This is a genomic window from Aestuariivirga sp. (assembly GCF_041738905.1).
Taxonomy (GTDB): Bacteria; Pseudomonadota; Alphaproteobacteria; order Rhizobiales; family Aestuariivirgaceae; genus Aestuariivirga.
In genome coordinates, this window is the sequence record NZ_JBGSOZ010000106.1 from 14,785 (window position 1) to 41,444 (window position 26,660).

A 26,660-nucleotide genomic window follows, 5' to 3' on the forward strand; every position below is an offset into this window, starting at 1 on the left:
CGTCCTCCTCGACGTCAGTAGGCAACCTTCTTGTAGTAGCGGCGCGTGGTGAGCGGATGATTGCGCCTCACCTCAAGATGGGCCGACAGCCGCTCCAGGATGGTGGCCAGGATAACGGGGGAAATCAGCGCGCGCGTGTCGGCCGAAATGTCCGGCATGGGGAAATCCGCGGCATCGAGCACCGTCACCTTGTCGGTATACTGGCGGGCGAAATTCTCGACGCGGTCGGTGAGCGGGCGGTAGGCGTCCTCGCCCTTGAAGATCACGACGCTGACACCCTTCTCGACCAATTCAAGCGTGCCGTGGAAGAAATCCGCCGCATGGATGGGCCGCGTCCTGATCCACTGCATCTCTTCCAGGATGCACATGCCATAGTACCAGGCTTGAGCCCAGCTGCCTCCGGCCGAGGTGATGATGTGGTAAGGCTCGTTCTCAAATGCAGCGGCGAGACGTTGCGCCTCGGGCTCGAAGGCCTGCTTTGCCGCCAGCAGTTGCTTCGGAAGTTCCGAGAGTTCAGCGACAGTTCGAGCGTAGTCCGCAAACTCGCCGCGATGCGCCATGACCGAAAGCGCGATCAGCAGCGATTGAAGATAGAAGGACTCGGACGATGTGTCGTCTTCCGCGAAGTTCACGAAGGAATGGTCGGCCTTCTGGCCCAGAGGAGTCTCCTTGTGGCCCACAAGGGCGATGACGGTCGCACCCTTCGCCTTGCAGAAATCGAGAGTTGCCACCGACTCCTTCGTGGTGCCGGAGAGCGAGGGAATGACGACGATCGAATCGTTCCCCAGCGCATGATGGCCCGCCGTCACCAGTTCGGCGGCAATTTCCATGAAGGCCGGAAACCCCGAGCGCCGCTGCAGCAGCAGGGCTGCGGGTTGCATGAGGATCGCGGCGCCGCCGGTGCCGAGGAAGAAGATGTTCTTCGCGCCGTTCCCCAGGCAGGTTCCGATCGCCGCATGAATGGCAGGAGCAAGCGAGAGGGCGCCCGCCTCGATGCGGAGGAAGCGGTCTTCGTCAAAGTTCAGCATCAGGTGACCACCGGATAGATTTCGAGGAAGCCGCGATAGATCATGTCGAGCGCGACATAGAGGATGATGGCAAGGCCAACGTAGGCAATCCAGCGATGCCGCTGCAGCAACTTGGCAATGAAGGACGCCGCAAGGCCCATCAGCGCAATCGACAAGATGAGCCCGATGACCAGAACGGTCGGGTGTTCGCGGGCCGCGCCTGCAACCGCCAGCACGTTATCGAGGGACATAGAAACGTCAGCCACCACGATCTGCCAGGCCGCCTGCTTGAAGGATTTCCGAGGAGGTCCCTTTTCGCCAATGGTTCCATCGGCGTTGATGTCCAGGCCGGTGACGGATTCGACGGCGTATTCCTCGTGGTGGCCATCGCGCAGTTCACGCCACATCTTCCAACACACCCACAAGAGCAGGATGCCGCCGACCAGCAGAAGACCCAGAATGGCGAGCAATTGCGTGGTGACGCTGGCAAAGGCGATACGGAGAACGGTGGCGGCGATGATACCGACCAGAATGGCCTTGTTGCGCTGGTCCTTGGGGAGGCCGGCGGCAGCGAGGCCGATGACCACCGCATTGTCGCCCGCCAGCACGAGGTCGATCATGATGACCTGACCCAGGGCCCACATGGCCTCAGCCGAGAACAGCGATTGAATGGCTTCAAGCATTCGAAACTCCTCGTTGCCCGGCTTTCAGCACCAACGGGCCGGGAAGCGCAAGAGTTTCATTCGAATTGCCCGGATCAATCCTCAGGTAATACGGCGGATGGAGGCGGCGATCTCGTCAGGCTCGAAGACCTTCTTCCAGTCGTCGCGCATCAGCATGGGCTTGCCGAACTGGATGGCCTTGTTGCAGGCATCGGAGAACACACCCGGCTGTTCCTTGAAGATCACCGCGCCGAGGATGTTCATGTGGCCCAGCAGGAAGTCGCGGGCGGCCTCGGCGGGAACGCCGCGGGCGACGACCTCATCCATGGCCTCGCGCATGACGTCGAGGAGCGAGGCGACCACGGTTTCGGACAGCCCCGGCTCCAGCAGGGCCATCTGTTCGACCGTCACCCGGTGCGAGCGCATGACGGGCGCCCAGATGGTGCGGGCCACTTCTTCTCCAAGGGCATAATGCTCTTCCGGCCCCTGCATGAGCGCGCTGACGATATGCTGCTTGGCGGCAACGCCGCCGAACCGGTCCAGCTTCGCATCGGGGGCCGTCTCGTCGTTGAAGATCGGGGGATGGCATGGGTGGGTCACGAAGTAGGTGAGGTCAGTACGCTCCGGCAGATGACCCGCAAAGGGTGCCGCCGCGTCCAGCACCACGACCATGGTGCCGGGCTTCAGCAGGTGCTGGATCGATCCGGCCACTTTGCCGATGGCCGTGTCCGGCACGGCGAGCACCGCAACCTCGGCTCCGGCGAGTGCCGTTTCAGCAGACACGCACTCGATGCCGAAATCCTGTGCAAGCCGCGCACGCCCCGCCTCGCTGACCTCAACATGACGCACGGTGAAGCGCGAGTCCTTGAGATTGCGGGACAATCGATGCCCCATTTTACCGCCGGCACCAAAGAGAGCGATTGACGTCATGACGAAACCTCGGATAGCTTTTCGGATTGCTTACATGCTACTGGTATGACAAGTCAATCAGTGATCCCGGAACCAACCGGGCAGGATTCACCGGGAGGACGCGCCTAATGGGCCTGAAGGAAATGACCCGCTCGAAAGAGCTGAAGGTCGGCAATTTCATCGTGGAGTTTGCCACTCCCGGCATCGGCCACATCCTGAAAGCCGCGGGACTGGACTTCGCTTTCTTCGACATGGAACACTCCGGCTTCTCGTTCGAGACGCTGAAGAGTGCAGTCCGCTACTTCGAGGCTGCCGGCGTGCCGGTCATCGTGCGTGTTCCCGCCCTCGAGAACGACATGCTGGCGCGGGCCTGCGACATGGGTGCTGAAGGCCTTCTCGCGCCGATGATCTCGACGGCCGCACAAGCGCAGGCCATGGTCGACTCAGTCAAGTACTTCCCCGATGGAAAGCGCGGCGTGGGCCTTCAGATGGCGCATGACAACTACCGGGCTGCACCCGTTGCCGAGGCGCTCGCCGCCGCCAATGCCCGCACCACCGTGATCTGCCTCATCGAGACGGCGGAAGGCGCCGAGAATGTCGATGCCATCGCCGCCGTGAAGGGCGTTGACGCCCTGTGGGTTGGTCATTTCGACCTCTCGGTGTCGCTCGGTATTCCCGGTGAATTCAGCCATCCGAAATTCGCCGCCGCGATGGACCGCATCATGGCGGCCGCGAAGAAACATGGAAAGTCGCTCGGGCGCCTGGTGCCGGGCACCGATCAGGGCATCGCCTTCTATAAGCAGGGCTTCGACTTCATCTGCTACTCGGGCGACATCTGGGTGCTGCGCGACGGACTTGCGGCGGCGGCCAAGACAATCCGCGACGGGGTACAGTCATGAGCGCCTATCGCGTGGCCTTGTCGGGCGACTTCAAAAAGGCTGACGGTTCACCCACCTTCCCTGATTTCGACCTAACGCCACTCAAGACCGCGAAGAACGTCGAGATGGTGTTTCTTGAGAACGCAAACCCCATCAGAGGCGACCAGCTCGAGGATTTCGACGCGCTGATACTGCTCGCTCACCGGTTTGACGCGACGAGTGTTCCCAAGAGCGGCCGACTGGCCGTCGTCGCGCGTTTCGGCGTGGGCTACGACACGGTGGACGTTCCAGCCTGCACGGCAAACGACATCGCGCTTGTCATCACGCCCGATGGCGTGAGGCGTCCCGTTGCCGTCTCGATCATCACCTTCATCCTGGCACTGACCGGCAAGATGATGGTGAAGGACAAGCTGGCGCGGCAGGGAGCGCCAGGTTTCGCGGCTCGGGGCGAGCACATGGGCGTCGGCCTCGTCGGCAGGACGCTGGGCTCGCTTGGCGTCGGCAACATCGGCGCCGAAATGTTCCGGCTGGCCAAGCCCTTCGACATGAAGTTCATCGCGCATGATCCGTATGCTGACAAATCGGTTGCCGCCGAACTTGGCATCGAGCTGGTTTCGATCGAGGACCTGTTCAGCCGGGCCGACATTCTTACGGTGAATTGCCCGCTGACCACGGACACCCATCACATCGTCAACGCCGAGCGGCTGGCGCTGATGAAGCCCACCGCCTACTTCATCAACACGGCTCGCGGGCCCATCGTCGACCAGGAGGCGCTGACGAAAGTCTTGCAGGAGCGCAAGATCGCTGGCGCCGGCCTCGACGTTTTCGAAATGGAGCCGACCGATCCGAACGATCCGCTTCTCAAGCTCGACAACATCATCGCGGCACCGCACGCGCTGTGCTGGACCGACCAGTGCTTTGCCGGCAACGGCGCGGCGGATGTGAAGGCGGTGCTGGACGCGATGAAAGGCGAAGTGCCGCGCGGTGTCGTCAACCGCGAGGTTCTGGAGAAACCGGGTTTCAAGGCAAAGCTTGCCGGTTTCAGCCAGCGCTTCAAATGACAAGAAATTCTCCGCAAGCATAATGTGGGGATCAACGAATGGCAGCCATGAGTTGCCGTTCATAACTGGGAGGAAAGACATGGTTACAAGACGCGACGTAGGCAAGATCGGCATCGCAGCCGGAATTGCCGGATCTGCCGGACTGGCACCGCGGGCGGCCTATGCCGCCGATGGCGCTGCATCGGCGGTCGAGGCTGCCAAGCAATATTCCGGGCAGACGATCACCATCGTGTGGGAAGCGGGCCTTCAGTCACTTGACCCGCTCAACTTCTCGGGCCCGAAGTGGAAGGAACTCACCGGGATCGACGTCAAGGTGGTCGAGGTCCCGGTGGCCGAGATGTTCACCAAGATCATGCAGGACTTCAAGTCGGGTGCGGGCGCCTATGACGCGCTGAACGTCATCCCGTCATGGATGCCCGACCTCGCCAATGCCGGCGCCCTCGAAGTGCTCGATCCCTTCGTGGACAAGTTCGGCTATCGCGAAGAACTGATGAAGATCGCGCCGACCTATCGTGACAACCAGATGATGGTGAACGGCAAGATCTATGGCCTTCCCGACGACGGCGACGTCTTCGTGATGTATTACCGCACGGACGTGCTGAACGACCCCGCGATCCAGAAGGCCTACAAGGACAAGCACGGCGCCGACATGCCGGTTCCGCCGACCAACTGGAAGGATTTCGACCAGGTGGGCGCGCTCATCACCGAGGTGTCTGACGGCAAGCTCTATGGCGCGGCCTTCTTCCGTGAGCCGGGCTACGGCAACTTCATGTTCCAGGAGCGCTTCCGCAACGAAGGCGGCAAGTTCTTCGACGCGGAGACCATGAAGGCGACCATCAACTCGGACGCGGGCGTCAAGGTCTTCAACGATTGGGTGGCAGAGAACACCTGGGCACCGGCAGGCGTCCAGCAGTGGGGCTTCGTCGAGAACCTCGCGGCTTTCCTGCAGGGCCAGACTGCAATGACGATCTCGTGGCCGCCTTATGGCCGCTGGGCCGCCAGCTACGGCACGGATCAGGAAGTGATGAGCTGGGTGCCGAAATCCACAATTGCCGGCAAGGTCGGTTATGCGATGACGCCGGGCGGACATCCGGAACTCGCCGCAGGCTTCTGCCTGTCGGTGTCCTCGACGTCCAAGAACAAGGAAGCCGCTTATCTGTTCATCCAGTGGCTGAACAGCGAGGCGATCAGCCTTGAACGCGTGAAGCTTCCGTACGCGCTGCGCGACCCCTTCCGCGACTCGCACTTCACGGATGCCGGCTATGCTGCGCTGTGGCCCGAGGCAAAGGACTACCTGAAGGCACTTCAGGATGGTGCCAACAACGGCCTTCTCGACCTGTCGCTCCTCCAGACCGACAAGTACGAGGAAGTGCTGCGCCAGTCGGTCTCGAAACTGTGGGCGGGTGACGATCCGAAGGCGATCCTCGATACGGCCGCCGCTGAATGGGATGCGATCACGGAGAAGATCGGCGTCGACAAGCAGAAGGCAGTCTATGCCGACTGGGCGTCGAAGTCGGGCGCCTACCCGAAGATGTAACAAAGAGCCCTCATCCGGCCTTCGACCACCTTCTCCCATCTTCGGCGGGAGAAGGGGCTGGAGCTGCAAGTGCCTTCTCCCGTGGCAAAGCCATGGGAGAAGGTGCCGACAGGCGGATGAGGGCCTCCTGACCCCTGAGTACCCATGCCCGCCATCGCCATTCATCCCGATCGCAACTTCAAATACTGGCTGGTGGCGCCCGCCATCTTCCTGCTGCTGCTGATCGGCCTGTTCCCGCTGATCTATTCCCTTGTCGTGAGCTTCATGCGCATCGACATGATGGACACGGACACCTCGTTCGCGGGCCTCTACAACTACAAGAACCTGTTCAAGGATAGCCGCCTCTGGTGGTCGCTGGCGCACACGCTGCTGATCACGGTGATCGCGCTTCCGCTCGAACTCCTGCTTGGGCTCGCCATGGCCTATCTTTTCCTCGAGAAGATGCCGGGCCGGCAAATCTTCATTTCGCTGCTCGTGCTGCCAACGATCATCTCGCCCATCGTCGCTGGTGCCACATGGCGGCTGCTGTTCGACAACAAGTATGGGCCCGTCAACCAGATCGTCAGCTGGTTTGCAGGACAGCGGATCGATGCGCTTTGGACGATCAACCCGTCGCTCGTCTATCCCGCCATCATCTTCTGCGAGATATGGCAGTGGACGCCGTTCATGTTCCTCATCCTGCTGGCTGCCCTCTCGAACGTCGACAAATCGCAGACGGACGCCGCCGAGATTGACGGGGCGTCCTTCATCCGCACTTTCCGTTTCATCGTGCTGCCGGCGATCTGGCCGGTCATGGCCATCGCCATCCTCATCCGCGGGCTCGACCTGTTCCGCATCTTCGACATCATCTGGGCGCTGACCCAGGGCGGGCCTGGCACAAAGACAGAGACCATCTCGATCTATGCCTACACGCAAGGCTTCAAGCAGTTCGAGACGAGCTACACGGCGGCCATCGCCTTCCTCGTCGTCTTCATCCTCACCGTGATCTGCACCTGGGCGATCCGTCGCATGGGGCTCGTGAAATGAGCGCTCTTCCCTTCCACCGCCGCCACGGCGTGCGGCTTGCCTTCCGCTACCTGATCGCGCTGGCGCTCGTCGTCATCTTCGTCTTTCCGGTCTACTGGCTGTTCATCATCTCGTTCAAGACGCCGGACGAGATCTTTGCCTTCCCGCCGGTCTGGTATCCAGAGTCGATCCAGTTCTCGAACTATGCTGTGCTGTTCAAGGATGGCGATGCCGCGACCGTCGGCAACAGCTTGATCCTCGCTTCCGTCTCAACCGCCATCGCAATGGTGCTGGGCACGCTTGCGGCCTACAGCCTCGTGCGCTTCAAGACGGGGGGCGAAAACCTTGCGGTGTGGATCATCTCGCAACGCATGATGCCGCCCGTCGCTATCGTCTTTCCGCTGTTCCTGCTCTACGTCTGGCTCGGCTGGGTCGACAGCTATTTCGGACTCATTATTCTCTACACGGCCTTCTCTCTTCCCTATGTCATCTGGATGATGCGCGGTTACATCGAAGACATTCCGCTGGAGCTTGAAGAGAGCGCATTGGTCGATGGCTGCACGCGCTGGGAAGTGCTGTGGAAGGTCGTCTTCCCCATGGCGCGCTCGGGCCTCTTTGCGACCGCAGTCTTCACCTTCATCTTCGCGTGGAACGACTTTCTCTTCGCGCTCGTCCTCACGCGCACCGAAGTCACCACCTATACCGTGCAGGTGACGCATTACTTTGGTGGGCAATCGAATTTCTGGGCCAAGATCGCCGCCATGTCGGTGCTCGGCACCATTCCGGTCTTCATCACCGTCGCGGTGATGCAGCGCTATCTGGTGCGCGGCATCTCGATGGGCGCAGTCAAGGGTTAGTCATGTCCGATCTCAAGATTACCGGCCTTCACAAGCACTACGGTGCTTTCCATGCGGTCAAGGGCATCGACCTCGATGTGCCGTCGGGCGAATTCACCGTCCTCGTCGGGCCGTCGGGTTGCGGCAAGTCCACGCTCCTGCGCACGATTGCGGGACTGGAGGATTCGAGCGAAGGCAAGATCGAGATTGGCGGCAAGGATGTGACCTGGGCGCGGCCGCGCGACCGCGACATCGCCATGGTGTTCCAGAACTATGCGCTCTATCCCTATCTCAACGTGAAGGACAATGTCGCGTTCGGGCTGCGGTCGCGGAAATTCGCCGAGGCGGAAGTCGAGAAGCGCGTGGCACGCGCCGCGGAGATGCTCGGGATCGGCCACCTGCTGCAACGTTTCCCGCGCGAGCTTTCGGGCGGGCAGCGCCAGCGCGTTGCCATCGGCCGCGCCATCGTGCGCGATGCCATCCTCTATCTCTTCGACGAACCACTCTCCAACCTCGATGCGCAGCTCCGCGACGACATGCGCGTCGAGATCAAGCGGCTGCATCAGGAGCTGGGCCGCACCATGATCTACGTCACCCACGACCAGATCGAGGCGATGACGCTTGCAGACCGCATCGTACTTTTGCGCGATGGCGTCATCGAACAGCTCGGAACTCCCCTTGACCTGTTCGAACGCCCGAAGACGCGCTTCGTCGCGGGCTTCCTCGGCAGCCCGAAGATGAACTTCATTCCGGCGACGCTCACCGAAACCGGTGTGAAGCTCGGCGATGGACTTGCACTCGATCTTCCGGGCCGCGCAGGCCTGAAGGCCGGGCAAGCGGTGATCCTCGGCTTGCGCCCGCAGTACATTTCCATTGCGGGATCGAACACCGCACCGGGGCACGCCCGCGTGCCGGTCACCATCGAGCTTGTTCAGCCGACCGGCTCGCGCGTGCAGGCGACGATGCCGATGGGCGGCACCAGCATCATTGCAGAACTCAGTGCCCATGATGTGTCGCGGCCCGGCGAGAAAACCGAGATCGACATCGACATGATGCGCGCTATCATCATAGATCCACAGACCGACAAGGTCCTTTGAAGTCACTGGGAGGCAGACCATGGCGAAGACCGCCCTCACCCGCGCGATCAAGCTCACCGGAACCGATGTGCCGGAGCCGAAGCGGCGGCTGCTCACGGCAGGGCCAATCACCGCGCTCTTCGACAATGGCGCCATCCGCTATATCCGCTATCGCGGCGCGGAAGTGCTACGCGGCGTTGCCTATCTGCTGCGCGACAAGAACTGGGGCACCTATGGTCCCACGATCGAAGACCTGAAGATCAGGCAGGGCAAGGACGGTTTCTCGATCACCTACACGGCGACCGCGAAGGACAAGGAACAGGGCATGCGATACGCGGCCCGGATCGAGGCAAAGGCCGAGGGAACGGTAATGTTCCAGGTGACGGCGACACCGCTCACCGACTTCCTCACCAACCGCACGGGCTTTGTGGTTCTGCACCCGCTGGTCGGCGTGGTGGGTGAGCCTGTCGAGATCGTTCATACGGATGGCAAGAAGCGCAAATCGCGCTTTCCGAAATTCATCAGTCCCGGCCAACCGGTTTTCGAAATCCGCTCGCTCAAGCATACGGTCGTCCCCGGCGTCACCGCGACGGTGCTGATGGAGGGCAACAAGTTCGAGATGGAAGACCATCGCAACTGGATGGACGCTTCCTACAAGACCTATGTCTGTTCGTTGCTCGACCCGTGGCCCTATACGCTGCAGAAGGGCGAGCCGTTCACGCAGTCGGTCACGGTCACCATCGAAGGAAAGCCCACGGCGAAGAAGACGGCCAAGGCCGGTTCCGCCATCGCGGTCGACGTTGGGGGCGCAAAGGGACGCATTCCATCGATCGGCACGGGAGTTCCCATGGCCGAGGCGCAGGCGGCGCTGAAAAGTGCCGATCTGATTGCGGCGATGAAGCCTTCGCATCTCGTCTGCCAGATCGATGGGCGCGACCCCGGCCAGTCAGAGGCGGCCGCAGCTTTCAGGGAGTTGAAGGACCGCACCGGCATCCGGTCGACGCTTGAAATTGTGCTTCCGGCACAGGCTTCAGCCGAACATGAAGTGCGCGAGATCGCGGGCCAGCTTCGTGCGGCGGACTACCGCCCCGATGCCATCGTGATCACCCATGTGCACGACCTGAAGTCGTTCCAGCCCAACACGCCACGGCCTTGGGGCCCGACCTACGAGGAAATGGCGGCGGCCGTGCGCGAGACCTTCCCCGGCATTCCGCTGGGCGGCGGCATGCTGTCGTTCTTCACTGAACTGAACCGCAAGCCCGCGCCCGAAGGCCTGTTCGACTTTGTCACCCATTCCGTTTGCCCGATTGTCCATGCGGCAGACGATGTCTCGGTGATGGAGACGCTGGAGGCGATTCCATCGATCATCGCCTCCACCCGCAACATGATGGGCAAGACGCCTTATCATCTGGGGCCGTCTTCCATTCCCTGCCGTGACAACCCCTATGGCGCGGCGGTTGCTCCAAATCCCGGCAATGGCCGCGTGTGCCTGTCCGACATGGACCCGCGCCAGCGTGGTCTGTTCGCAGCCGCCTGGAACCTCGGGCTCATCGCCGCTTTCGCGAAGGGCGGCGTGGACAGCATTGCGCTCGGGGCCGTGACAGGCCCACAGGGTGCCATCTACAGGAAGGCCAACTACAAGCAGCCATGGTTCGATGGCGCCAAGGCATCGGTCTATCCCACCTATCATGTGCTGGCCGGTTTTGGGGCTGCGAGCGGCTACAAGCGGCTCGATGCCGTGTCAAGCATGCCGTCCACCGTCGCAGCGGTCGGGCATCAGTCGAAGGCCGGCAAGGAGCTCTGGCTCGCCAATCTATCTTCCGAGCCTCAGAAGGTGAAGGTTTCGGGCTTTGAGGGCGCAGCGCGGCTCCATCATCTGAGCGACCGCAATTTCCAGACCATCACAACCAAGGCGGATTATCTCGAGTCGGCAGGCGAATCCGTCAAGAAAGTTTCCACACTCGAACTCGGCCCCTATGGTGTCGTTCGCATCAAGGCAGCCTGACGCATGATCCTTGGTTGCATCGCAGACGACTTCACCGGGGCCACCGACCTCGCCAACACATTGACGCGCCGTGGCATGCATACGGTGCAGACGATCGGCATTCCGAAGGGCGAGGCGCCACAGGCCGATGCCATCGTGGTGGCGCTGAAGTCGCGCACCATTCCGGCGGCGGATGCGGTGGCGCAATCGCTCGCAGCCTGCCGCTGGCTCAAGGCCAATGGCGCCAAGCAGATCTTCTTCAAGTATTGCTCGACATTCGATTCGACCGACGAAGGCAATATCGGTCCCGTGGCGGATGCGCTGCTCGACGAACTGAAATCCGACTTCACCATCGCCTGCCCGGCCTTCCCCGAGACCGGCCGCACCATCTATCTGGGCCATCTTTTCGTCGGCGGCGATCTTCTCTCCGACTCATCGATGCGCAATCATCCGCTGACACCCATGAAGGATGCCAATCTCGTGCGCGTGCTGGGCAAGCAGACACCGCACAAGACCGGGCTGGTGCCCTACAGAACCGTGAAGCAAGGCGCTCCCGCGATTGCCGAGGCCTATACCGCCTTGAGAGCGCAGGGCATCCGCCATGCCATCGTTGATGCGGTTGAAGACAAGGACCTCGACAACATCGGCGCGGCCTCCTCCGCTCTCCCGCTGATCACCGGCGGGTCGGGCATCGCTATCGGCCTTCCGGCCAACTATCGTGTTGCACGGCTGATCCCGAAGCGTGAAGGTGCTGCAGCACTTAGTGCTGTTGGCGGCCCCGGCGTCGTTCTCTCAGGCAGTTGCTCGGCGGCCACCCTGGGCCAGGTCGAGCGCTTCGCCGCGAAGCATCCGGCTCGGGCCATCGATCCCGCAGAGCTTGCAGAAGACCCCGCGCGGACCGTGGCCTCCCTGCTGGAATGGGCGAAACCGCAACTGGCGTCCGGTCCCGTGCTCATCTACGCCAGCGCGCCACCTGACAAGGTGGCACTCGTGCAGGCAAAGTTCGGGCGCGAAAAGGCCGGCGAGATGATCGAGCATGCCATCGCCGAACTCGCGCGCGGCCTCGCGCAGTCCCGTGTGAAGCGTTTCGTGATCGCGGGTGGCGAGACATCGGGCGCCGTCGTCTCGGCGCTTCATGTGCAAGCCCTCGAGATCGGCCCGCAGATCGCTCCTGGCGTGCCTGCGACATTGTCTTACGGCGGCACCCGCTATGCATTGGCGCTGAAATCAGGCAATTTCGGCGGACCGGATTTCTTTACCCAGGCGCTGGACGCCCTCTCATGATCGAAGCAAAGGCCCGTGAATTCATCTGCGACATGGGACGCTCGATGTTCGAGCGCCGCCTCACCTTCGGCAGTTCCGGCAACATTTCGGTGCGGGTCAACGATGGCTGGCTGATGACTCCAACCGGCTCATCGTTGGGCCGGCTTGACCCCGCGCGGCTGTCGAAGCTCGATGATCACGGCCGTCTCGTCGGCGGCGATGATCCAACAAAGGAAAGCTTCCTGCATCTCGCCATGTACCGCGAGCGCGCAAAGGCGGGTGCCGTCGTTCACCTCCACTCCACGCATTCGGTTGCCGTGTCCTGCCTTGACTGCATCAACCATGAGGATGTGCTGCCGCCGATCACGGCTTACTATGTGATGCGGGTCGGCAAGCTGCCGCTCATTCCTTACTACGCGCCGGGCGACAAGGCGCTTGGCGAGGCCGTCGGCAAGGCCGCCGCCAAACACAATGCCGTGCTGCTCGCCAATCATGGTCCGGTGGTGGCGGGTACATCACTTTCGGCGGCAGTCGATGCCATCGAGGAGCTTGAGGAGACGGCGCGGCTTTACTTGCTGTTACACGGCAAGCCGACGCGCTATCTCAACGAAGACCAGATCGCGGACCTGTACCGGCGTTTTCCGCCGCAAGGCTGAGTCCGCTCACCAGCTGCAATAGCCGCCGTCGACCAGCACCACGGAGCCCGTCATGAAGCTCGCGGCATCGGTCGACAGGAAATGCACCACCGAGGCGATTTCCTCTGGCTGGCCCACGCGGCCCATCGGCGTCATTTCGCGCCAGACGGCGTACATCTCGGGGTTCTCACGCATGCCGAAGGCGGTGAGCGGGGTCTCGATGTAAGAGGGAGCCACGGCATTGACCCGCACACCGCGCATGGCCCATTCCGCGGCCAGAGACTTGGTCAGGTGATGCACGGCGGCCTTGGAGGCGTTGTAGAAAGCCTGCGGCTGCGGCTTGTTGGATATGAAGCCCGAGATCGATCCAATATTGACGATGGCGCCCTTGCCTGTCGCCAGCATCTGCTTGCCAAAGGTCCGGCAGCACCAGAACACCGCATCGAGGTTGATGTCCATGTGGGCGCGCCAATGGTCGTCGCTGGTGTCCTCGGCTTTGACGTTTGAACGTGCAATGCCTGCATTGTTGACGAGAATGCCAACCGGTCCATGCTTCTTTTCAATTTCTGCCGCAACCCGGTCGACGTCGCCCGATTTGGTCACGTCCAGCACATAGCCGTGAGCCAGGAGGCCCTGCGCCTTGAGATCGGCAACGCTTTTTTCCACCCGGTCCGGCATCAGGTCGGTGACGATGACAATCGCGCCCGCCTCGCCCAACGCCCTTGCGCAGGCAGCGCCAATCCCCTGCCCGGCACCCGTCACAACGGCCACGCGCCCATCGATCCGCAACTTTTCCAGATACATGCCGGCATTCCCCCATTTGAAGCGCCAACACTAGCCAAGCCCACGGCGAACGGCAATGCTCAGGGCAGCGCTGCCATGCGGGACAGGATGTTCAAACTGGCCTGCAGCAGGTGCTAGATTCACCTTTCAACCGAGCGGAGCCGGACGACATGGATATCCTGAAGCATTTCGAGTTCGAAGACGTGGGAAGCAGGATCGAAGACCTGGAAACGCCGGTGCCCGTCATCGACATCGATATCGTGGAACGCAATCTTACCCTCTGGCAGGCCCGTTGCGACGCCCTGGGCCTCTCCAACCGCCCGCACATCAAGACCCACAAGCTGGTGCCTCTGGCAAAGGCCCAGATGGACCTTGGCGCCCACGGTATCACGGTGCAGAAACTTGGCGAGGCCGAAGTGATGGCCCATGCCGGGATCACCGACATGCTGCTCACCTTCAATGTGGTGGGCCGCCACAAGCTTGAACGGCTGGCGGCGCTTGCCCGGTCGACCGGCATCAAGCTGGTCGCTGACAACGCCGATGTCCTCGACGGCCTTGCCCATGCGGCGCGAGAGGCGGGGCGCGACATCACGGTGCTGGTCGAATGCGACACGGGTGCGGCCCGCAATGGCGTGCAGTCACCGCAGGCCGCAGCCGAACTTGCGAAGCTCATCGACTCCACGGGAGGGCTGGTCTTCGGCGGACTGATGACACTGCCCAAGAACGACGCGCGCAGGCAGATGGCAGCGTTTCTGGATACAGCACGAGAGCTTCTGTCGAAGGCGGGACTCGACACGCCCACCGTTTCGGCGGGCGGCACACCGGACATGTGGAAGGACGAGGGACTTGACCACGTGAGCGAGTATCGCGCCGGAACATATATCTATCACGACCGCATGCAGATCGCGGCAGGCTCGGCGACATCGGCCGATTGCGCGCTCACCGTGCTCTCCACGGTTGTGAGCGTTCCCACTTCCGAGCGCGCCATGATCGATGCGGGATCGAAGTCGCTCACCAGCGATCTCGTCGGTCAGGAGGGCTATGGCGAAGTGCAGGCGCTTTCCGGAGCGCGTGTCTACAACATGTCGGAAGAGCATGGATTCCTTGACATTTCCCGCCTCAACGACAAGCCGAAGGTGGGTGATCTCGTGCGCATCACGCCGAACCATGTCTGCCCCGTGACCAACCTCTTCGACAAGGTCGTCATCATGAAAGGCGACCAGGTTCTGGGGGCCGTGAAAGTCGATGCGCGCGGCACTGTTCAGTAGGTTAGCTTAATTTACAGGCGCGCCTAATAATTACGCGGACATCATTTAGTCATTGCTTGGTTATTGTGCGGTTGCAGCGAGTGATGTGCTGCAACGCACATTTAATGCGCACCAGATTCATGCCTGTTATCAAATTGTTAAATGTTTTCTTCGGCGCCGCAGCACAACTGGCACAGCGGTTGCGACTCCCCCTTCCGGTTCTAATGACAATAATCCATGGAGGGAACACACATGTCATTGACGCGGAGAGGTTTTGCCAAGTTGGCTGCGGGCGTTGCGATGGGCGCCTATTTCAGCGGCGTGAACGCTGCATTTGCTCAGGAAGAAACGATCAAGGTCGGCGTGCTGCATTCGCTGTCCGGCACCATGGCGATCTCGGAGACGACCCTCAAGGACGTCATGCTCATGCTCATCGAGGAGCAGAACAAGAAGGGCGGCATCCTCGGCAAGAAGCTCGAAGCCGTCGTTGTCGATCCGGCTTCCGACTGGCCGCTGTTTGCCGAAAAGGCACGCGAGTTGATCGCCGTCAACAAGGTTTCCGCCGTGTTCGGCTGCTGGACGTCGGTGTCGCGCAAGTCTGTGCTGCCGGTGTTCAAGGAGCTGAACAGCATTCTCTTCTACCCCGTGCAATACGAAGGCGAGGAATCCGAGCGCAACGTGTTCTACACAGGCGCCGCGCCGAACCAGCAGGCCATTCCCGCCGTCGACTACCTGATGGCGACCGAGAAGGTTGAACGCTGGGTGCTCGCCGGCACGGACTATGTATACCCGCGCACCACCAACAAGATCCTCGAGGCCTATCTGCAGGCAAAGGGTGTCAAGCCCGAAGACATCATGATCAACTACACGCCGTTCGGCCATTCCGATTGGCAGACCATCGTGTCGGACGTGAAGAAGTTCGGCTCCGCCGGCAAGAAGACCGCCGTTGTCTCCACCATCAACGGCGACGCCAACGTTCCCTTCTACAAGGAACTCGCCAACCAGGGCGTCTCCGCCGAGGACATTCCGGTCGTCGCCTTCTCGGTAGGTGAGGAAGAGCTTGCCGGCATCGACACCGGTCCGCTCGTCGGCCATCTTGCAGCGTGGAACTATTTCCAGTCTGTCGATACGCCGGAGAACGCCGCCTTCATCAAGGGCTGGAAGGAATTCACCAAGAACGAGAAGCGTGTCACCAACGATCCGATGGAAGCGCACGTGATTGGTTTCAACATGTGGGTGAAGGCCGTCGAGAAGGCCGGAACGGTGGACAGCGACGCCGTGATCGATGCGCTGATCGGCGTGTCCGTGCCGAACCTCTCGGGCGGATTCTCCACCATGATGCCGAACCACCACATTACCAAGCCGGTGCTGATCGGCGAAGTGCAGGAGAACGGCCAGTTCGACATCGTATGGAGCACGCCTGGCCTCGTCGTGGGAGACGAATGGTCGGACTTCCTGCCTGAGTCGAAGCCGCTCATCTCCGATTGGCGGGCTCCCATGTCCTGCGGCAACTTCAATACCGCCACGGGCAAGTGCGGCGCCTGATCCCAAGCTGATCGACACGGGTTCCGGTCTTCCTGGAGGAGGCCGGAACCCTCATGCCGGAGACACGCCATGCGCCGCCTCATCGTATTTCTTTTCGCCCTCCTGATTGCCTCGACGCCTGCCGCCGCCGACTTGAAAGAGTCGGTGAATGCGCTCGGCAACGTGAAGCTCGAAGGCATGGAGGCCGCGATCAAGGCGGTGGCAGCTGAACCCGGTCCCCAGTCCGCTGCGGCCCTCAGCGCCTTGGCCGAAGGCAATCTCTATGTGCGGAAATCCGACCGCCAGGTCTTCATTGCCACGGCGGAAGGCGACGTTCTCAAGCTTACCGATCCCGCCACGGGAGAGGCTGCGGGCGAGGCCCCGAAATCCGATCTCACCAAGATCAAGATCAACAATGGGCTTCGCCGTGTCATCAGGGCGGCAGCTGGCGGTTCCGCGCTCTCCAGTCCCGATGCTGTAAAGCGGCTTGAAGCGGCGCAGGCCGTCTTCAAATCAAAGGACGCCGTTGCACTTCCCGCCATAGAAGAGGCCTTGGCGAAGGAGACCGATCCGAAAGTCAAGGCTGCGCTCGAACTGGCCAAGGCCTCGGCGCTTCTTTCGTCCGACCGTTCCGATGACGAGAAGCGCGCAGCCATCGCGACGTTGTCCGCCACCGGAAGCCGCGACGTGATCGCAGTTCTCTCCTCCGTGGCAACCGGAGAAGGACCAGTGGCGCTCGATGCAAGCGCAGCCATTGCCAACATCGAGACCTCGCTCGCCTACTGGAATGCCGCGCAAAACGTCTGGTACGGCATATCCCTGGGCTCTGTTCTGCTGCTCGCCGCCATCGGCCTCGCGATCACCTTCGGCGTCATGGGCGTCATCAACATGGCACATGGCGAGATGGTGATGCTCGGCGCCTACACGACCTTTGTCGTGCAGGACATCATCCGCAATTCCGCGCCCTGGCTCTTCGACGCCTCTCTCTTCATCGCTCTGCCTCTGGCTTTTCTGGTGGCCGCGGTGGCCGGATTGATCATCGAGCGCATCGTCATCCGGCCGCTCTATGGCCGCCCGCTCGAAACCTTGCTCGCCACCTGGGGCGTTTCCCTCATCCTGCAGCAGACGATCCGCATGATCTTCGGGCCCACCAACCGCGAGGTCGGCAATCCCTCATGGGCCTCGGGCGCCTTCGAACTGGGCCAGATGTCGATCACCTATAATCGCATGTGGCTCGTGCTCTTCTCGCTCGCGGTTTTCGCGGCGCTCTATCTCCTGCTCAACAAGACATGGTTCGGGTTGCAGCTTCGCGCGGTGACGCAGAACCGCCGCATGGCATCTGCCATTGGCATCCGAACGCCCTGGGTCGGCGCCCTCACCTTCGCGGTGGGTTCCGGCATCGCCGGGATTGCCGGCGTTGGCCTCTCGCAGATCGATAATGTCTCGCCAGATCTCGGCCAGAGCTATTCGATCGACAGTTTCATGGTGGTCGTGTTCGGCGGCGTTGGCAACCTGTGGGGCACGCTGGTGGCCGCGATGACACTCGGCATCGTCAACAAGATCCTCGAGCCCTTCGCGGGCGCGGTGCTCGGCAAGATCCTGGTACTCGTCTTCATCATCCTGTTCATCCAGAAACGCCCGCGCGGGCTCTTCGCGCTCAAGGGAAGGTTCGTGGACGCATGAGACGCCTCACCCTCGTTGCGGCCGGCCTCATCATCGCTGCCGCCATTCTCGTGCCCATTCTGAACGTTTCGACTACGCCCGGTTCGGCTTTCCATGTTCCGGACTACCTCGTGCCGCTGCTGGGCAAGTATCTGTGCTTCGCCATCCTCGCGCTCGCTCTCGATCTTGCCTGGGGCTACTGCGGCATTCTCTCGCTCGGCCACGGCGCATTCTTCGCACTGGGCGGCTATGCCATGGGCATGTACCTGATGCGGCAGATCGGCTCGCGCGGTGTCTATGCCGATCCGATCCTGCCCGACTTCATGGTGTTCCTGAACTGGAAGGAACTGCCGTGGTTCTGGTATGGCTTCGACATGTTCTGGTTCGCCGCCCTGATGGTGATGGTGGTGCCCGGCCTCCTCGCCTTCATCTTCGGCTGGTTCGCCTTCCGCTCGCGGGTCACCGGCGTCTATCTCTCGATCATCACGCAGGCGCTCACCTTTGCCCTGCTGCTCGCCTTTTTCCGGAACGACATGGGCTTTGGCGGCAACAACGGCCTTACCGACTTCAAGGACATCCTCGGCTTCAACATCCAGGCGCAGGGCACGCGCGCGGTGCTCTTCGCAATCACCGCGCTCACGCTCGCCGTCTTCCTGCTGTTGCTGCAATGGGTGGTCACATCGCGGCTGGGCAAGGTGATGGTGGCGGTACGCGATGCCGAAAGCCGAACACGCTTTATCGGCTACCGAGTGGAGCATGTGAAGCTCTTTGCCTTCACGCTGTCAGCCGTGATGGCAGGCGTTGCGGGCGCACTCTATGTGCCGCAGGTGGGCATCATCAATCCCGGTGAGTTCGCCCCCGCCAATTCGATCGAGATCGTCATCTGGACGGCGGTGGGCGGGCGCGGGACGCTGGTTGGACCGATCATCGGCGCTCTCACCGTCAACGCGGGCAAAAGCTATTTCACCGCAGCCTTCCCCGATATGTGGATTCTCGTGCTGGGCGCGCTTTTCGTCTGCGTCACGCTGTTCCTGCCCAAGGGTATCGTCGGCACGCTGGCCGAAGCCTGGGAGAAGCGCCCTAGGTCCAAGCCTGAAAAGGCGCCCGTCGCCGCCATGGAGGCCGCCGAATGAGCAAGCAGGGATCTATCCTCTATCTCGACGGCATCACGGTGAGCTTCGATGGCTTCAAGGCGCTGAACAACCTCTCGCTCATCATCGGCGAAGGCGAGATGCGCGCCATCATCGGCCCCAATGGCGCGGGCAAGACGACCATGATGGACGTGATCACGGGCAAGACCAGGCCCGATGCGGGCGACGCGCTGTTCAGCGGTGATATCGACCTCCTGAAGCGCGATGAGGCCGACATTGCACGGCTCGGCATCGGGCGGAAGTTCCAGAGGCCCTCGGTGTTCGAGAGCCACACCGTGTGGGACAATATAGAGCTTTCGCTCGCTGGCCACCGCGGTGTGGTAGAGAGCCTGTTTCACAAGCTTTCAGCCCGAGAGAAAGCACGGATCGAAGAAGTTCTCGACACCGTGGGGCTTGCTTCGCAGGCCAGCCGCCTCGCCGCATATTTGAGCCACGGGCAAAAACAGTGGCTGGAGATTGGTATGCTGCTCGCGCAGGAGCCGAAGCTGTTGCTGGTCGACGAGCCCGTCGCCGGAATGACGGATGACGAAACCGCGGAAACCGCAAAACTGCTCAAGAAGATCGCGAAGGAAAAAGCCGTGGTGGTGGTGGAACACGATATGTCATTCGTTCGCGAACTGGGTGTGAAGGTGACGGTGCTGCACGAGGGCTCAGTGCTGGCCGAGGGATCGCTCGACACGGTAAGCGCCGACAGCCGCGTCATCGAAGTCTATCTGGGCCGGTGATAGCGTGATCAACCTCTCGATAAATGATCTCGACCTTTACTACGGCGCGGCGCAGGCGCTGCGCGGTGTCTCGCTGGAGGTGAAGCCCGGCTCCATCACCTGTGTGCTGGGCCGCAACGGCGTCGGCAAGTCCAGCCTGCTTCGCGCCATCATGGGCCTGCAGACTGTGAGCAAGGGCACCATCGCCATCGATGGGACCGCCATTGGCGGGCTCGCTCCCCATGCCCGGGTCAAGTCCGGCTTGGGCTATGTGCCGCAGGGCCGCGAAATCTTTCCGCTTTTGACGGTCGAGGAAAATCTCAAGACGGGCCTCACCGTTCTGCCGCGTTTCGAACGTCGCATAGGAGCAGACGTTTTCCGGCTTTTCCCCGTGCTGAAGGACATGCTGTCGCGCCGTGGCGGCGATCTTTCTGGCGGCCAGCAGCAGCAGCTTGCCATCGCGCGCGCGCTGGTCACGCAGCCGAAGCTTCTGGTGCTGGACGAACCGACCGAGGGCATACAGCCGTCGATCATCAAGGACATCGGAAATGCCATCCGGTACTTGCGCGATACGAGCGGCATGGCGATCCTCCTCGTCGAGCAGTACCTCGACTTCTGCCGGGAACTTGCGGACCACGTCTACATCATGGACCGTGGCGAGGTGGTACATTCCGGCCCCGCCGAGGATCTCGACAAGGCGGATGTTCGCAAGCACCTGATGGTCTAACCCAGGACGAAACTCGCCTTTGCGCTCCGCACCGATTCCGTGATGTGGGCATAGACTTCCGCCACGCGGCGGGTGTCGTGCGTATCGGGGTGCGACATCAGCCAGTAGGTGCGCGTGAAACGAAGATCGGGAAGCAATCGCGTCAACTCGGGGTATTGCAGGGCGACATAGTCATGCAGGATTCCGATGCCGTGCCCGGCGCGCACCGCTTCCATCTGCGCCACCACGCTGCCGCACTCGTAGTGCCGCCGCATGCGCTTGCCGAGCTCTGCGGCATAGTCCAGCGCCCGCGAATAGACGAAGTCCTCGACATGGGTGACGAACAGATGCCCGTCGATATCTCCGGTCTCCATGATTGCGCCATGGCGGGCCAGATAGTCAGCGGAGGCATAGACGCTCAACGTGTAGTCCGTCAGTTTACGGACGATCATCTTGCCCTGCTTCGGGCGGTCTAGCGTCACCACGATATCGGCTTCGCGTCGGGACAGCGAGAATGTGCGGGGCAGCGGCACGAGCTGGATGGTCAGGTCCGGGTGGCGTTCGGCCAGTGCCCCCAGGGTGCGGGAAAGGAAGTAGTTGCCGAGCCCGTCGGGCGCTCCCACGCGCACAATGCCATTGAGGCTTTCCGTGGCACCGGACAGCCGGGTGCCGGCCTGCAGCAACTCCGACTCCACCTTCTCAGCGCTCCGCATCAGCGCCTCGCCCGCCGGGGTGAGCACGCAGCCGTTGGTCTGGCGTTCCACCAGCGGCGTGCCGAGATCCTCCTCAAGCGCGGTGAGCTGGCGGCCCACGGTCGCGTGATTCAAGCCCAGTTGACGCGCCGCGCCAAGGATCTGGCCGGAGCGCGCCACGGCCAGGAAAATGCGAATGTGATCCCAATTCATGACTGCTGACTATACTTTCTGCACATCGGAAGCGCAATTCCGGTCATTGCTGTGCGAAAATGACAAGCGCATAGATGTTTGCAGAGAATTCAGGAGGACTCCCATGCCCAAGCTCATTCCCCACCACATCAATGGCCAGCAGGTCGAGGGCCGCGGCCGCACCGCTCCCGTCTACAACCCCGCAACCGGCGAACAGACGGGCTCCGTCTCGCTTGCTTCGACAGCAGAGGTAAACGACGTCGTCGCAGTGGCGAAGAAGGCTTTCATCGGCTGGGCCACAACCACGCCGCTCCGCCGCGCCCGCATCCTCAACAAGTTCCTCCGCATTCTCGAGGAGCGCACCGACGATCTCGCAGCCGTCATCACGTCCGAGCATGGCAAAGTGCTGTCGGATGCCAAGGGCGAGATCCAGCGCGGCATGGAAGTGGTCGAGTTCGCCACCGCCGCCCCGCAGCTCCTGAAGGGAGAAGTGACCGAGAACGTCGGCACCCGCGTCGACAGCCATTCGCTGCGCCAGCCGCTGGGCGTCGTGGCCGGCATCACGCCGTTCAACTTTCCGGCCATGGTGCCGATGTGGATGTTCCCCGTAGCGCTTGCCGCCGGCAACTGCTTCATCCTGAAGCCGTCGGAGCGCGATCCCTCCGCCTCGCTGCTGATGGCTCAGTGGCTTGAGGAAGCTGGCCTGCCGCCGGGCGTCTTCAACGTCGTCCACGGAGACAAGGAAGCCGTCGACGCGATCCTGCATTCGCCGGACGTCTCGGCTGTGAGCTTTGTCGGCTCCACCCCGATCGCTCGCTACATCTACGAGACAGCAGCCCGCACCGGCAAGCGTTGCCAGGCACTGGGTGGTGCGAAGAATCACATGATTATCATGCCCGATGCCGACATGGACCAGGCGGTCGATGCCTTGATGGGCGCTGCCTATGGCTCGGCAGGCGAGCGCTGCATGGCGATCTCGGTTGCCGTTCCGATCGGCCAGCAGACGGCGGACGCGCTGATGGCCAAGCTCGAGCCGAAGGTCCGTGCACTGAAGGTCGGCCCCGGCACCGATCCTGAAGCTGAAATGGGGCCCCTCGTCACCAAGATTCATCAGGACAAGGTGAAGGGCTATATCGACTCCGGCGTCGCCGAAGGTGCAAAACTCGTGGTCGACGGCCGCTCGCTGAAGCTGCAGGGCTACGAGAACGGCTTCTACGTGGGCGGCACGCTGTTCGACAACGTCACGACGGACATGAAGATCTACAAAGAAGAGATATTCGGGCCGGTGCTCTCGGTGGTTCGCGCCAATGACTATGCGTCGGCTGCCAAGATGATCAATGAGCATGAGTTCGGCAACGGCACCGCGATCTTTACCCGTGATGGTGACGCGGCGCGCGAATTCGCGCACCAGATCCAGGTCGGCATGGTCGGTATCAACGTTCCGATCCCGGTGCCGATGGCCTTCCATTCGTTCGGCGGCTGGAAGTCCTCGCTGTTCGGCGACCATCACATGCACGGGCCGGAAGGCATTCGCTTCTACACGCGCCTCAAGACCATCACGTCGCGCTGGCCCACGGGCATCCGCGCCGGCGCCGACTTCGTCATGCCGACGATGAAGTAGACTCTCCTTCTTCCTCCCAAGACTTGATGGCCGGGTTCGCCCGGCCATTTTCTATTTTGGTGGAACAAGCACCAGCTTTCCGACATGGCGCTTGGCAAGGAACTCCTCCTGCGCCACTGCAATGTCATGCAGCGGAAAGACCTTCGCCAGCAGCGGGCGAATTTCGTTGCGCGTGATGTAGACCATCAGGTTTGGAAATACCGGTTCGTCCCAGGCCGTTCCGCCGATCAAGGTGATGTCCTTCAGATAGAGGTCGCGCAGGTCGAGGCTGACGACGGGCCCCGCGATGGCGCCCGAGGTGGCATAGCGCCCGCCGCGCTTCAACACCTTCAAGAGCGACGGGAAGCCCTCGCCGCCCACCACGTCAATGACGGCATCGATGGTTCGCTCCCCAAGTACGTCGAGCAGATTTTCTTCGCGGCCGATCACCGTCTCGCAGCCAAGCGCCGAAATGGCTTCCGCCTTGTCACGCGCCGCGATGGCGGTCACGCGGGCGCCGCGCCTTAACGCAAGTTGCACGGCGGCAGACCCGACCCCGCCCGATGCTCCCGTAACGAGAACTGTCTCGTCAGCCTTCAGTTTCGTACGATGGATCAGGTTCTCGGCGGTGCCGTAGGCGCAGGGGATGGTGGCCAGTTCTTCATCTTGCCATGCGCTTTCAACCGGAAAGGCCTCCGCGGCAGGCACCTTCACATATTGCGCGAATGCACCGTCGAAATCGGAGCCGAGCCACACGCAATCGAGCGATCCAAAACCGTGGACCCGCATGCAGGGCCTGACCAGCACGCGCTTTCCGACGAGCGCCTGACCCGCCTCACCGCCAGACTCGACCACATGACCGCAACAATCGGTCCCCTGGATGAAGGGGAATGGAATGGCGCCGTTCCAGCCGCCCTCTTTGGCCGTGCCGCTCCTGGCGTCCGACGCCGCGGACGTCTCAACCGTGACTGCCGGCGAATACCAGCCAAGCCTTGTATTGATTTCGGTGTTGTTGACGCCAGCCGCCGCGACCCTGATGAGCACTTCGTGCTGCGCGGGACCTGGCACGGGCACATCGCGATAGACGAGGCACTCGGCACCGCCGATGCCTGTGGTGACGATGGCCTTCATCGATCTGGCGGCGTTGCGAAGGTCGAAGCGATCAGGTGACATGCCTGAGTCTATCGCGCTCCCTTCATCCGCACAAGAAAAGGCCGGCCAACTTGCATGGACCGGCCCAACGATTGCCGCGACGCTTACTTGCTGGCGAGGTAATCGACCGGGATCGGCTCCGAAATCGTCCACTCGTCAACCACCTTGGGCTTGCCGCCTGAAATCTCGGTGATCAGGTAGCGGCCCTTGTTCTGGTGGTGCAGTTCGGACGTGAAGGTGCGCGGACCAAACAGGGTCGGCTCGTCCTTCATCTTCTCGAGCTCGGCCACGACGGCACTCGCCTCGGTGGTGCCGGCGCGTTCCACGGCCTTGGCCCAGACGTCGATCATGACGTAGCCGGGATAGACGTACTGGCTCGACGGATCGCCGCCCGTCACTTCCTTGTACTTGGCATTGAACTCGTTGACCTTCGGGTTCGGGTCATCGCCGTGGACCGAGCCTTGATCCGGCACGAAGAAGTTCGAGAGATCCGGCACAGCCGAGAGCCAGTAGCTGCCGGAAACGCCCGAGCCGTTGAGGATCATCGAGTTGATGCCCGCGGCGCGGAGCTGCTTGATGGCCGAGACGGCGCCCGGCATCATCGTGCAGAGCATGATGGCGTCCGGTTCCTGCGGCAGGCTCTTGATGCGCGTGATCTGCGCGGCAATCGAGGGGTCGTCGTTCTTGAACGTATCCTCGCCGACGAGTTTCGCATCGGCCAGCTTCGGCAGCTGATAGTCGAAGCCGTCGCAGATGCCCTTGTTGTACTCGGTCCAGGTGTCGAGCAGGCGATAGAAGTTCCGCGCATTCTTCTTGGTGTAGGCCCATTCCGCCATGGTGGCGCCCTGCACGGCTGCCAGCACAGAAGCAGAGAACGAATGCGGCCCCACGCCCTGGATACCGGCCTTCACCGACTCGGCGCAGAGGAAGAACGAGACCTTGCCGGCACCTTCAGCCGCCAGCGCCGCAGGCGCACCGAAATCATAGTCGCAGGACACGACCACGAGGTCGGCTCCCTTGTCGATCACTTCGAGGCCGGCCTTCGCACCTTCGGCACGGTCGGTCTTGGTGTCGGCCGCAACCATCTCGATCTGCTTGCCGAGCAGGCCACCGGCCTTGTTGATCTCGTCGATGCGGATGCGGGCGGCATCCTCTGCAGGCTTGTCATAGGCCTGCATGAAGCCCGAGGCAGCTGTGGCGAAACCCACGACGATCTTTTCGTCGTCGGCGAAAGCGCCCGGTGCCGACAGGATCAAGGCACTCAGCGCAGCGCCCATTCCGATTTTCAGATAACTCTTCATGACGTCCTCCTTTAGGTTTTTGCAGTCTTCCCATCCGCGGACGATGGCATTGCACCAGCCTCCGCAGAAAGCTTCTTCCCCGGCCACACCAGTTCCCTGTTGCGGGTCATACCTGTGGGCCGGAACATCAGAATGACGATCATCACAATGCCGATAGCGATTTCCTGGACGCCGTTCGGGATGGTGAGAACGGTGCCGCCTACATCGATTCCCTTCTCGAACCAGCGCAGCACCTGAATGATGGTCGAGAGCACGACGACACCCAGCACCGCGCCCGAGAGCGAGTTCATGCCGCCGACGACAAGCATCGAGAGCGTGATGAAGGTGAGGCCGAGGTAGAACGTATCGGGCGTGACGACGCCGACCGAATGCGCGAAGAGCGCGCCGCCGAGGCCCATCATGGCTCCGGAAATGACGAAAGCAATGAGCCGCTCGCGCGGGATGTCGACGCCCGATGCCGCAGCGGCCGTCGCCTCGTCGCGTGCCGCCCGGAGCGCCAACCCCGAACGGGAGATCGAATAGAAATAGGCCACTACAACCACAATCACGGCGCAGGCAAAATAGGGCCAGATGGTGCGGATGATCGGGATGCCGACAACGGAACTCTGTGCGCCCGTGACGCTGTCCCAGTTGGAATAGACCTGGATGATGACGGCGAGCACGGCGAAACTGGCGATCGAGGCCGCGATGCCCGAAAGCCGCATCAGCACCTTGCCGATGACATAGGCGCAAACCGCAGCGAACACCGCCGCTGCAAGAAGCCCCCAGCCATATTGCAGCTTGGCGTTCAGGATGATGTCCGGCAGGCCCTTGAGCTTCGACTTCTTGATGGCCGGCAGCATGGTGAGCCACGCCGTCATGTAGGCGCCAAGGCAGGTGAAGCCGATATGGCCGAAACTGATGACGCCGGAATTGCCGATGAAGACGTAGAGGCCCACCACCAGCACGACGCGAATGAAGATTTCGATGACGGTCTGGTTGAACGGACCCGTACTCACGGCCACCGCAGCCAGGGCCACGGCCAGCAGTATCGCGATCAGAATGACCGGCGTTGTCCAGGTGCGGGCGAGAATGGAAGGGCGTTGATGCATGG

24 protein-coding genes are annotated in these 26,660 nt (G+C 61.9%); 16 read left to right on the top strand and 8 right to left on the bottom strand.

All coding sequences use genetic code 11. The features are described from left to right. Positions 1-14: 14 nt before the first annotated feature. The 3 genes from ACEW8Q_RS08925 to ACEW8Q_RS08935 all read right to left on the bottom strand — a co-directional run bounded on the left by ACEW8Q_RS08925 (position 15) and on the right by ACEW8Q_RS08935 (position 2,599). A complete protein-coding gene (locus ACEW8Q_RS08925; protein ID WP_373503701.1) occupies positions 15-1,028 on the bottom strand; it encodes an SIS domain-containing protein in 1,014 nt (337 codons plus the stop codon). Then, entirely contained in the window at positions 1,028-1,690 is a 663-nt protein-coding gene (locus tag ACEW8Q_RS08930) for a TerC family protein (RefSeq protein WP_373503702.1), read from the bottom strand. The genes ACEW8Q_RS08925 and ACEW8Q_RS08930 overlap by 1 nt, the downstream gene beginning before the upstream one ends. Positions 1,691-1,771: 81 nt before the next feature. Then, positions 1,772-2,599: a phosphogluconate dehydrogenase C-terminal domain-containing protein gene (locus ACEW8Q_RS08935; RefSeq protein WP_373503703.1), complete on the bottom strand. Its 828-nt coding sequence runs from the start codon at positions 2,597-2,599 to the stop codon at positions 1,772-1,774. 107 nt (positions 2,600-2,706) lie between these two features. Here ACEW8Q_RS08935 and ACEW8Q_RS08940 point away from each other — a divergent pair, with 107 nt between their 5' ends. From ACEW8Q_RS08940 to otnC, 9 genes are all read left to right on the top strand, one after another. Beyond that, positions 2,707-3,477 (top strand): HpcH/HpaI aldolase/citrate lyase family protein, encoded by a 771-nt coding sequence (locus ACEW8Q_RS08940; RefSeq protein WP_373503704.1) that lies wholly within the window; start codon positions 2,707-2,709, stop codon positions 3,475-3,477. Beyond that, positions 3,474-4,517, top strand: a complete 1,044-nt coding sequence (locus ACEW8Q_RS08945) for an NAD(P)-dependent oxidoreductase (protein ID WP_373503705.1) — start codon at positions 3,474-3,476, stop codon at positions 4,515-4,517. The genes ACEW8Q_RS08940 and ACEW8Q_RS08945 overlap by 4 nt, the downstream gene beginning before the upstream one ends. A gap of 79 nt (positions 4,518-4,596) precedes the next feature. After that, a complete protein-coding gene (locus ACEW8Q_RS08950; RefSeq protein WP_373503706.1) occupies positions 4,597-6,054 on the top strand; it encodes an extracellular solute-binding protein in 1,458 nt (485 codons plus the stop codon). Between the two features lie 144 nt (positions 6,055-6,198). After that, positions 6,199-7,080, top strand: coding sequence for a carbohydrate ABC transporter permease (locus ACEW8Q_RS08955; RefSeq protein WP_373503707.1), 882 nt, complete (start codon positions 6,199-6,201; stop codon positions 7,078-7,080). Next, on the top strand, positions 7,077-7,916 hold the full coding sequence (locus ACEW8Q_RS08960) for a carbohydrate ABC transporter permease (protein WP_373503708.1): 840 nt from the start codon (positions 7,077-7,079) through the stop codon (positions 7,914-7,916). The genes ACEW8Q_RS08955 and ACEW8Q_RS08960 overlap by 4 nt, the downstream gene beginning before the upstream one ends. A gap of 2 nt (positions 7,917-7,918) precedes the next feature. After that, positions 7,919-8,992 carry an ABC transporter ATP-binding protein gene (locus ACEW8Q_RS08965; RefSeq protein WP_373503709.1) on the top strand — a complete coding sequence of 358 codons (1,074 nt, stop codon included), beginning with the start codon at positions 7,919-7,921 and terminating at the stop codon, positions 8,990-8,992. A gap of 19 nt (positions 8,993-9,011) precedes the next feature. Beyond that, the gene (locus ACEW8Q_RS08970) at positions 9,012-10,976 is read left to right on the top strand and encodes a hypothetical protein (protein ID WP_373503710.1); all 1,965 of its coding nucleotides are present in this window, start codon (positions 9,012-9,014) and stop codon (positions 10,974-10,976) included. Between the two features lie 3 nt (positions 10,977-10,979). Beyond that, positions 10,980-12,239 (top strand): 3-oxo-tetronate kinase, encoded by a 1,260-nt coding sequence (otnK, locus tag ACEW8Q_RS08975; RefSeq protein WP_373503711.1) that lies wholly within the window; start codon positions 10,980-10,982, stop codon positions 12,237-12,239. Then, complete coding sequence (otnC, locus tag ACEW8Q_RS08980; protein WP_373503712.1) at positions 12,236-12,874, top strand: 3-oxo-tetronate 4-phosphate decarboxylase; 639 nt, start codon at positions 12,236-12,238, stop codon at positions 12,872-12,874. The genes otnK and otnC overlap by 4 nt, the downstream gene beginning before the upstream one ends. Before the next feature lie 6 nt (positions 12,875-12,880). On the opposite strand, the gene ACEW8Q_RS08985 is transcribed toward otnC, so the two are convergent. Then, positions 12,881-13,657, bottom strand: a complete 777-nt coding sequence (locus ACEW8Q_RS08985; RefSeq protein WP_373503713.1) for an SDR family NAD(P)-dependent oxidoreductase — start codon at positions 13,655-13,657, stop codon at positions 12,881-12,883. Positions 13,658-13,806: 149 nt separating this feature from the next. On the opposite strand from ACEW8Q_RS08985, the gene ACEW8Q_RS08990 reads away from it, so the two are divergent. The 6 genes from ACEW8Q_RS08990 to urtE all read left to right on the top strand — a co-directional run bounded on the left by ACEW8Q_RS08990 (position 13,807) and on the right by urtE (position 20,651). After that, positions 13,807-14,904: an alanine racemase gene (locus ACEW8Q_RS08990; protein WP_373503714.1), complete on the top strand. Its 1,098-nt coding sequence runs from the start codon at positions 13,807-13,809 to the stop codon at positions 14,902-14,904. Between the two features lie 279 nt (positions 14,905-15,183). Further along, entirely contained in the window at positions 15,184-16,428 is a 1,245-nt protein-coding gene (urtA, locus tag ACEW8Q_RS08995) for an urea ABC transporter substrate-binding protein (RefSeq protein WP_373503753.1), read from the top strand. Between the two features lie 69 nt (positions 16,429-16,497). Next, the gene (urtB, locus tag ACEW8Q_RS09000; RefSeq protein WP_373503715.1) at positions 16,498-18,090 is read left to right on the top strand and encodes an urea ABC transporter permease subunit UrtB; all 1,593 of its coding nucleotides are present in this window, start codon (positions 16,498-16,500) and stop codon (positions 18,088-18,090) included. Next, a complete protein-coding gene (gene urtC, locus ACEW8Q_RS09005; RefSeq protein WP_373503716.1) occupies positions 18,087-19,202 on the top strand; it encodes an urea ABC transporter permease subunit UrtC in 1,116 nt (371 codons plus the stop codon). The genes urtB and urtC overlap by 4 nt, the downstream gene beginning before the upstream one ends. Then, positions 19,199-19,945: an urea ABC transporter ATP-binding protein UrtD gene (gene urtD, locus ACEW8Q_RS09010; RefSeq protein ID WP_373503717.1), complete on the top strand. Its 747-nt coding sequence runs from the start codon at positions 19,199-19,201 to the stop codon at positions 19,943-19,945. The genes urtC and urtD overlap by 4 nt, the downstream gene beginning before the upstream one ends. A gap of 7 nt (positions 19,946-19,952) precedes the next feature. Next, positions 19,953-20,651 (top strand): urea ABC transporter ATP-binding subunit UrtE, encoded by a 699-nt coding sequence (gene urtE, locus ACEW8Q_RS09015; protein ID WP_373503754.1) that lies wholly within the window; start codon positions 19,953-19,955, stop codon positions 20,649-20,651. On the opposite strand, the gene ACEW8Q_RS09020 is transcribed toward urtE, so the two are convergent. Then, positions 20,648-21,535, bottom strand: coding sequence for a LysR family transcriptional regulator (locus ACEW8Q_RS09020; protein ID WP_373503718.1), 888 nt, complete (start codon positions 21,533-21,535; stop codon positions 20,648-20,650). The two genes, urtE and ACEW8Q_RS09020, sit on opposite strands and share 4 nt — an antisense overlap. A 103-nt stretch (positions 21,536-21,638) precedes the next feature. Between ACEW8Q_RS09020 and ACEW8Q_RS09025 the strand changes: the two genes are divergently transcribed. Then, complete coding sequence (locus tag ACEW8Q_RS09025) at positions 21,639-23,135, top strand: CoA-acylating methylmalonate-semialdehyde dehydrogenase (RefSeq protein ID WP_373503719.1); 1,497 nt, start codon at positions 21,639-21,641, stop codon at positions 23,133-23,135. A 51-nt stretch (positions 23,136-23,186) separates the two neighbouring features. Here ACEW8Q_RS09025 and ACEW8Q_RS09030 read toward each other — a convergent pair whose 3' ends face one another. From ACEW8Q_RS09030 to ACEW8Q_RS09040, 3 genes are all read right to left on the bottom strand, one after another. After that, positions 23,187-24,287 (bottom strand): alcohol dehydrogenase family protein, encoded by a 1,101-nt coding sequence (locus ACEW8Q_RS09030; protein WP_373503720.1) that lies wholly within the window; start codon positions 24,285-24,287, stop codon positions 23,187-23,189. An 83-nt stretch (positions 24,288-24,370) separates the two neighbouring features. Next, complete coding sequence (locus tag ACEW8Q_RS09035; protein ID WP_373503721.1) at positions 24,371-25,567, bottom strand: ABC transporter substrate-binding protein; 1,197 nt, start codon at positions 25,565-25,567, stop codon at positions 24,371-24,373. An 11-nt stretch (positions 25,568-25,578) separates the two neighbouring features. Beyond that, positions 25,579-26,658, bottom strand: a complete 1,080-nt coding sequence (locus ACEW8Q_RS09040) for a branched-chain amino acid ABC transporter permease (protein WP_373503722.1) — start codon at positions 26,656-26,658, stop codon at positions 25,579-25,581. Positions 26,659-26,660 lie beyond the last annotated feature (2 nt).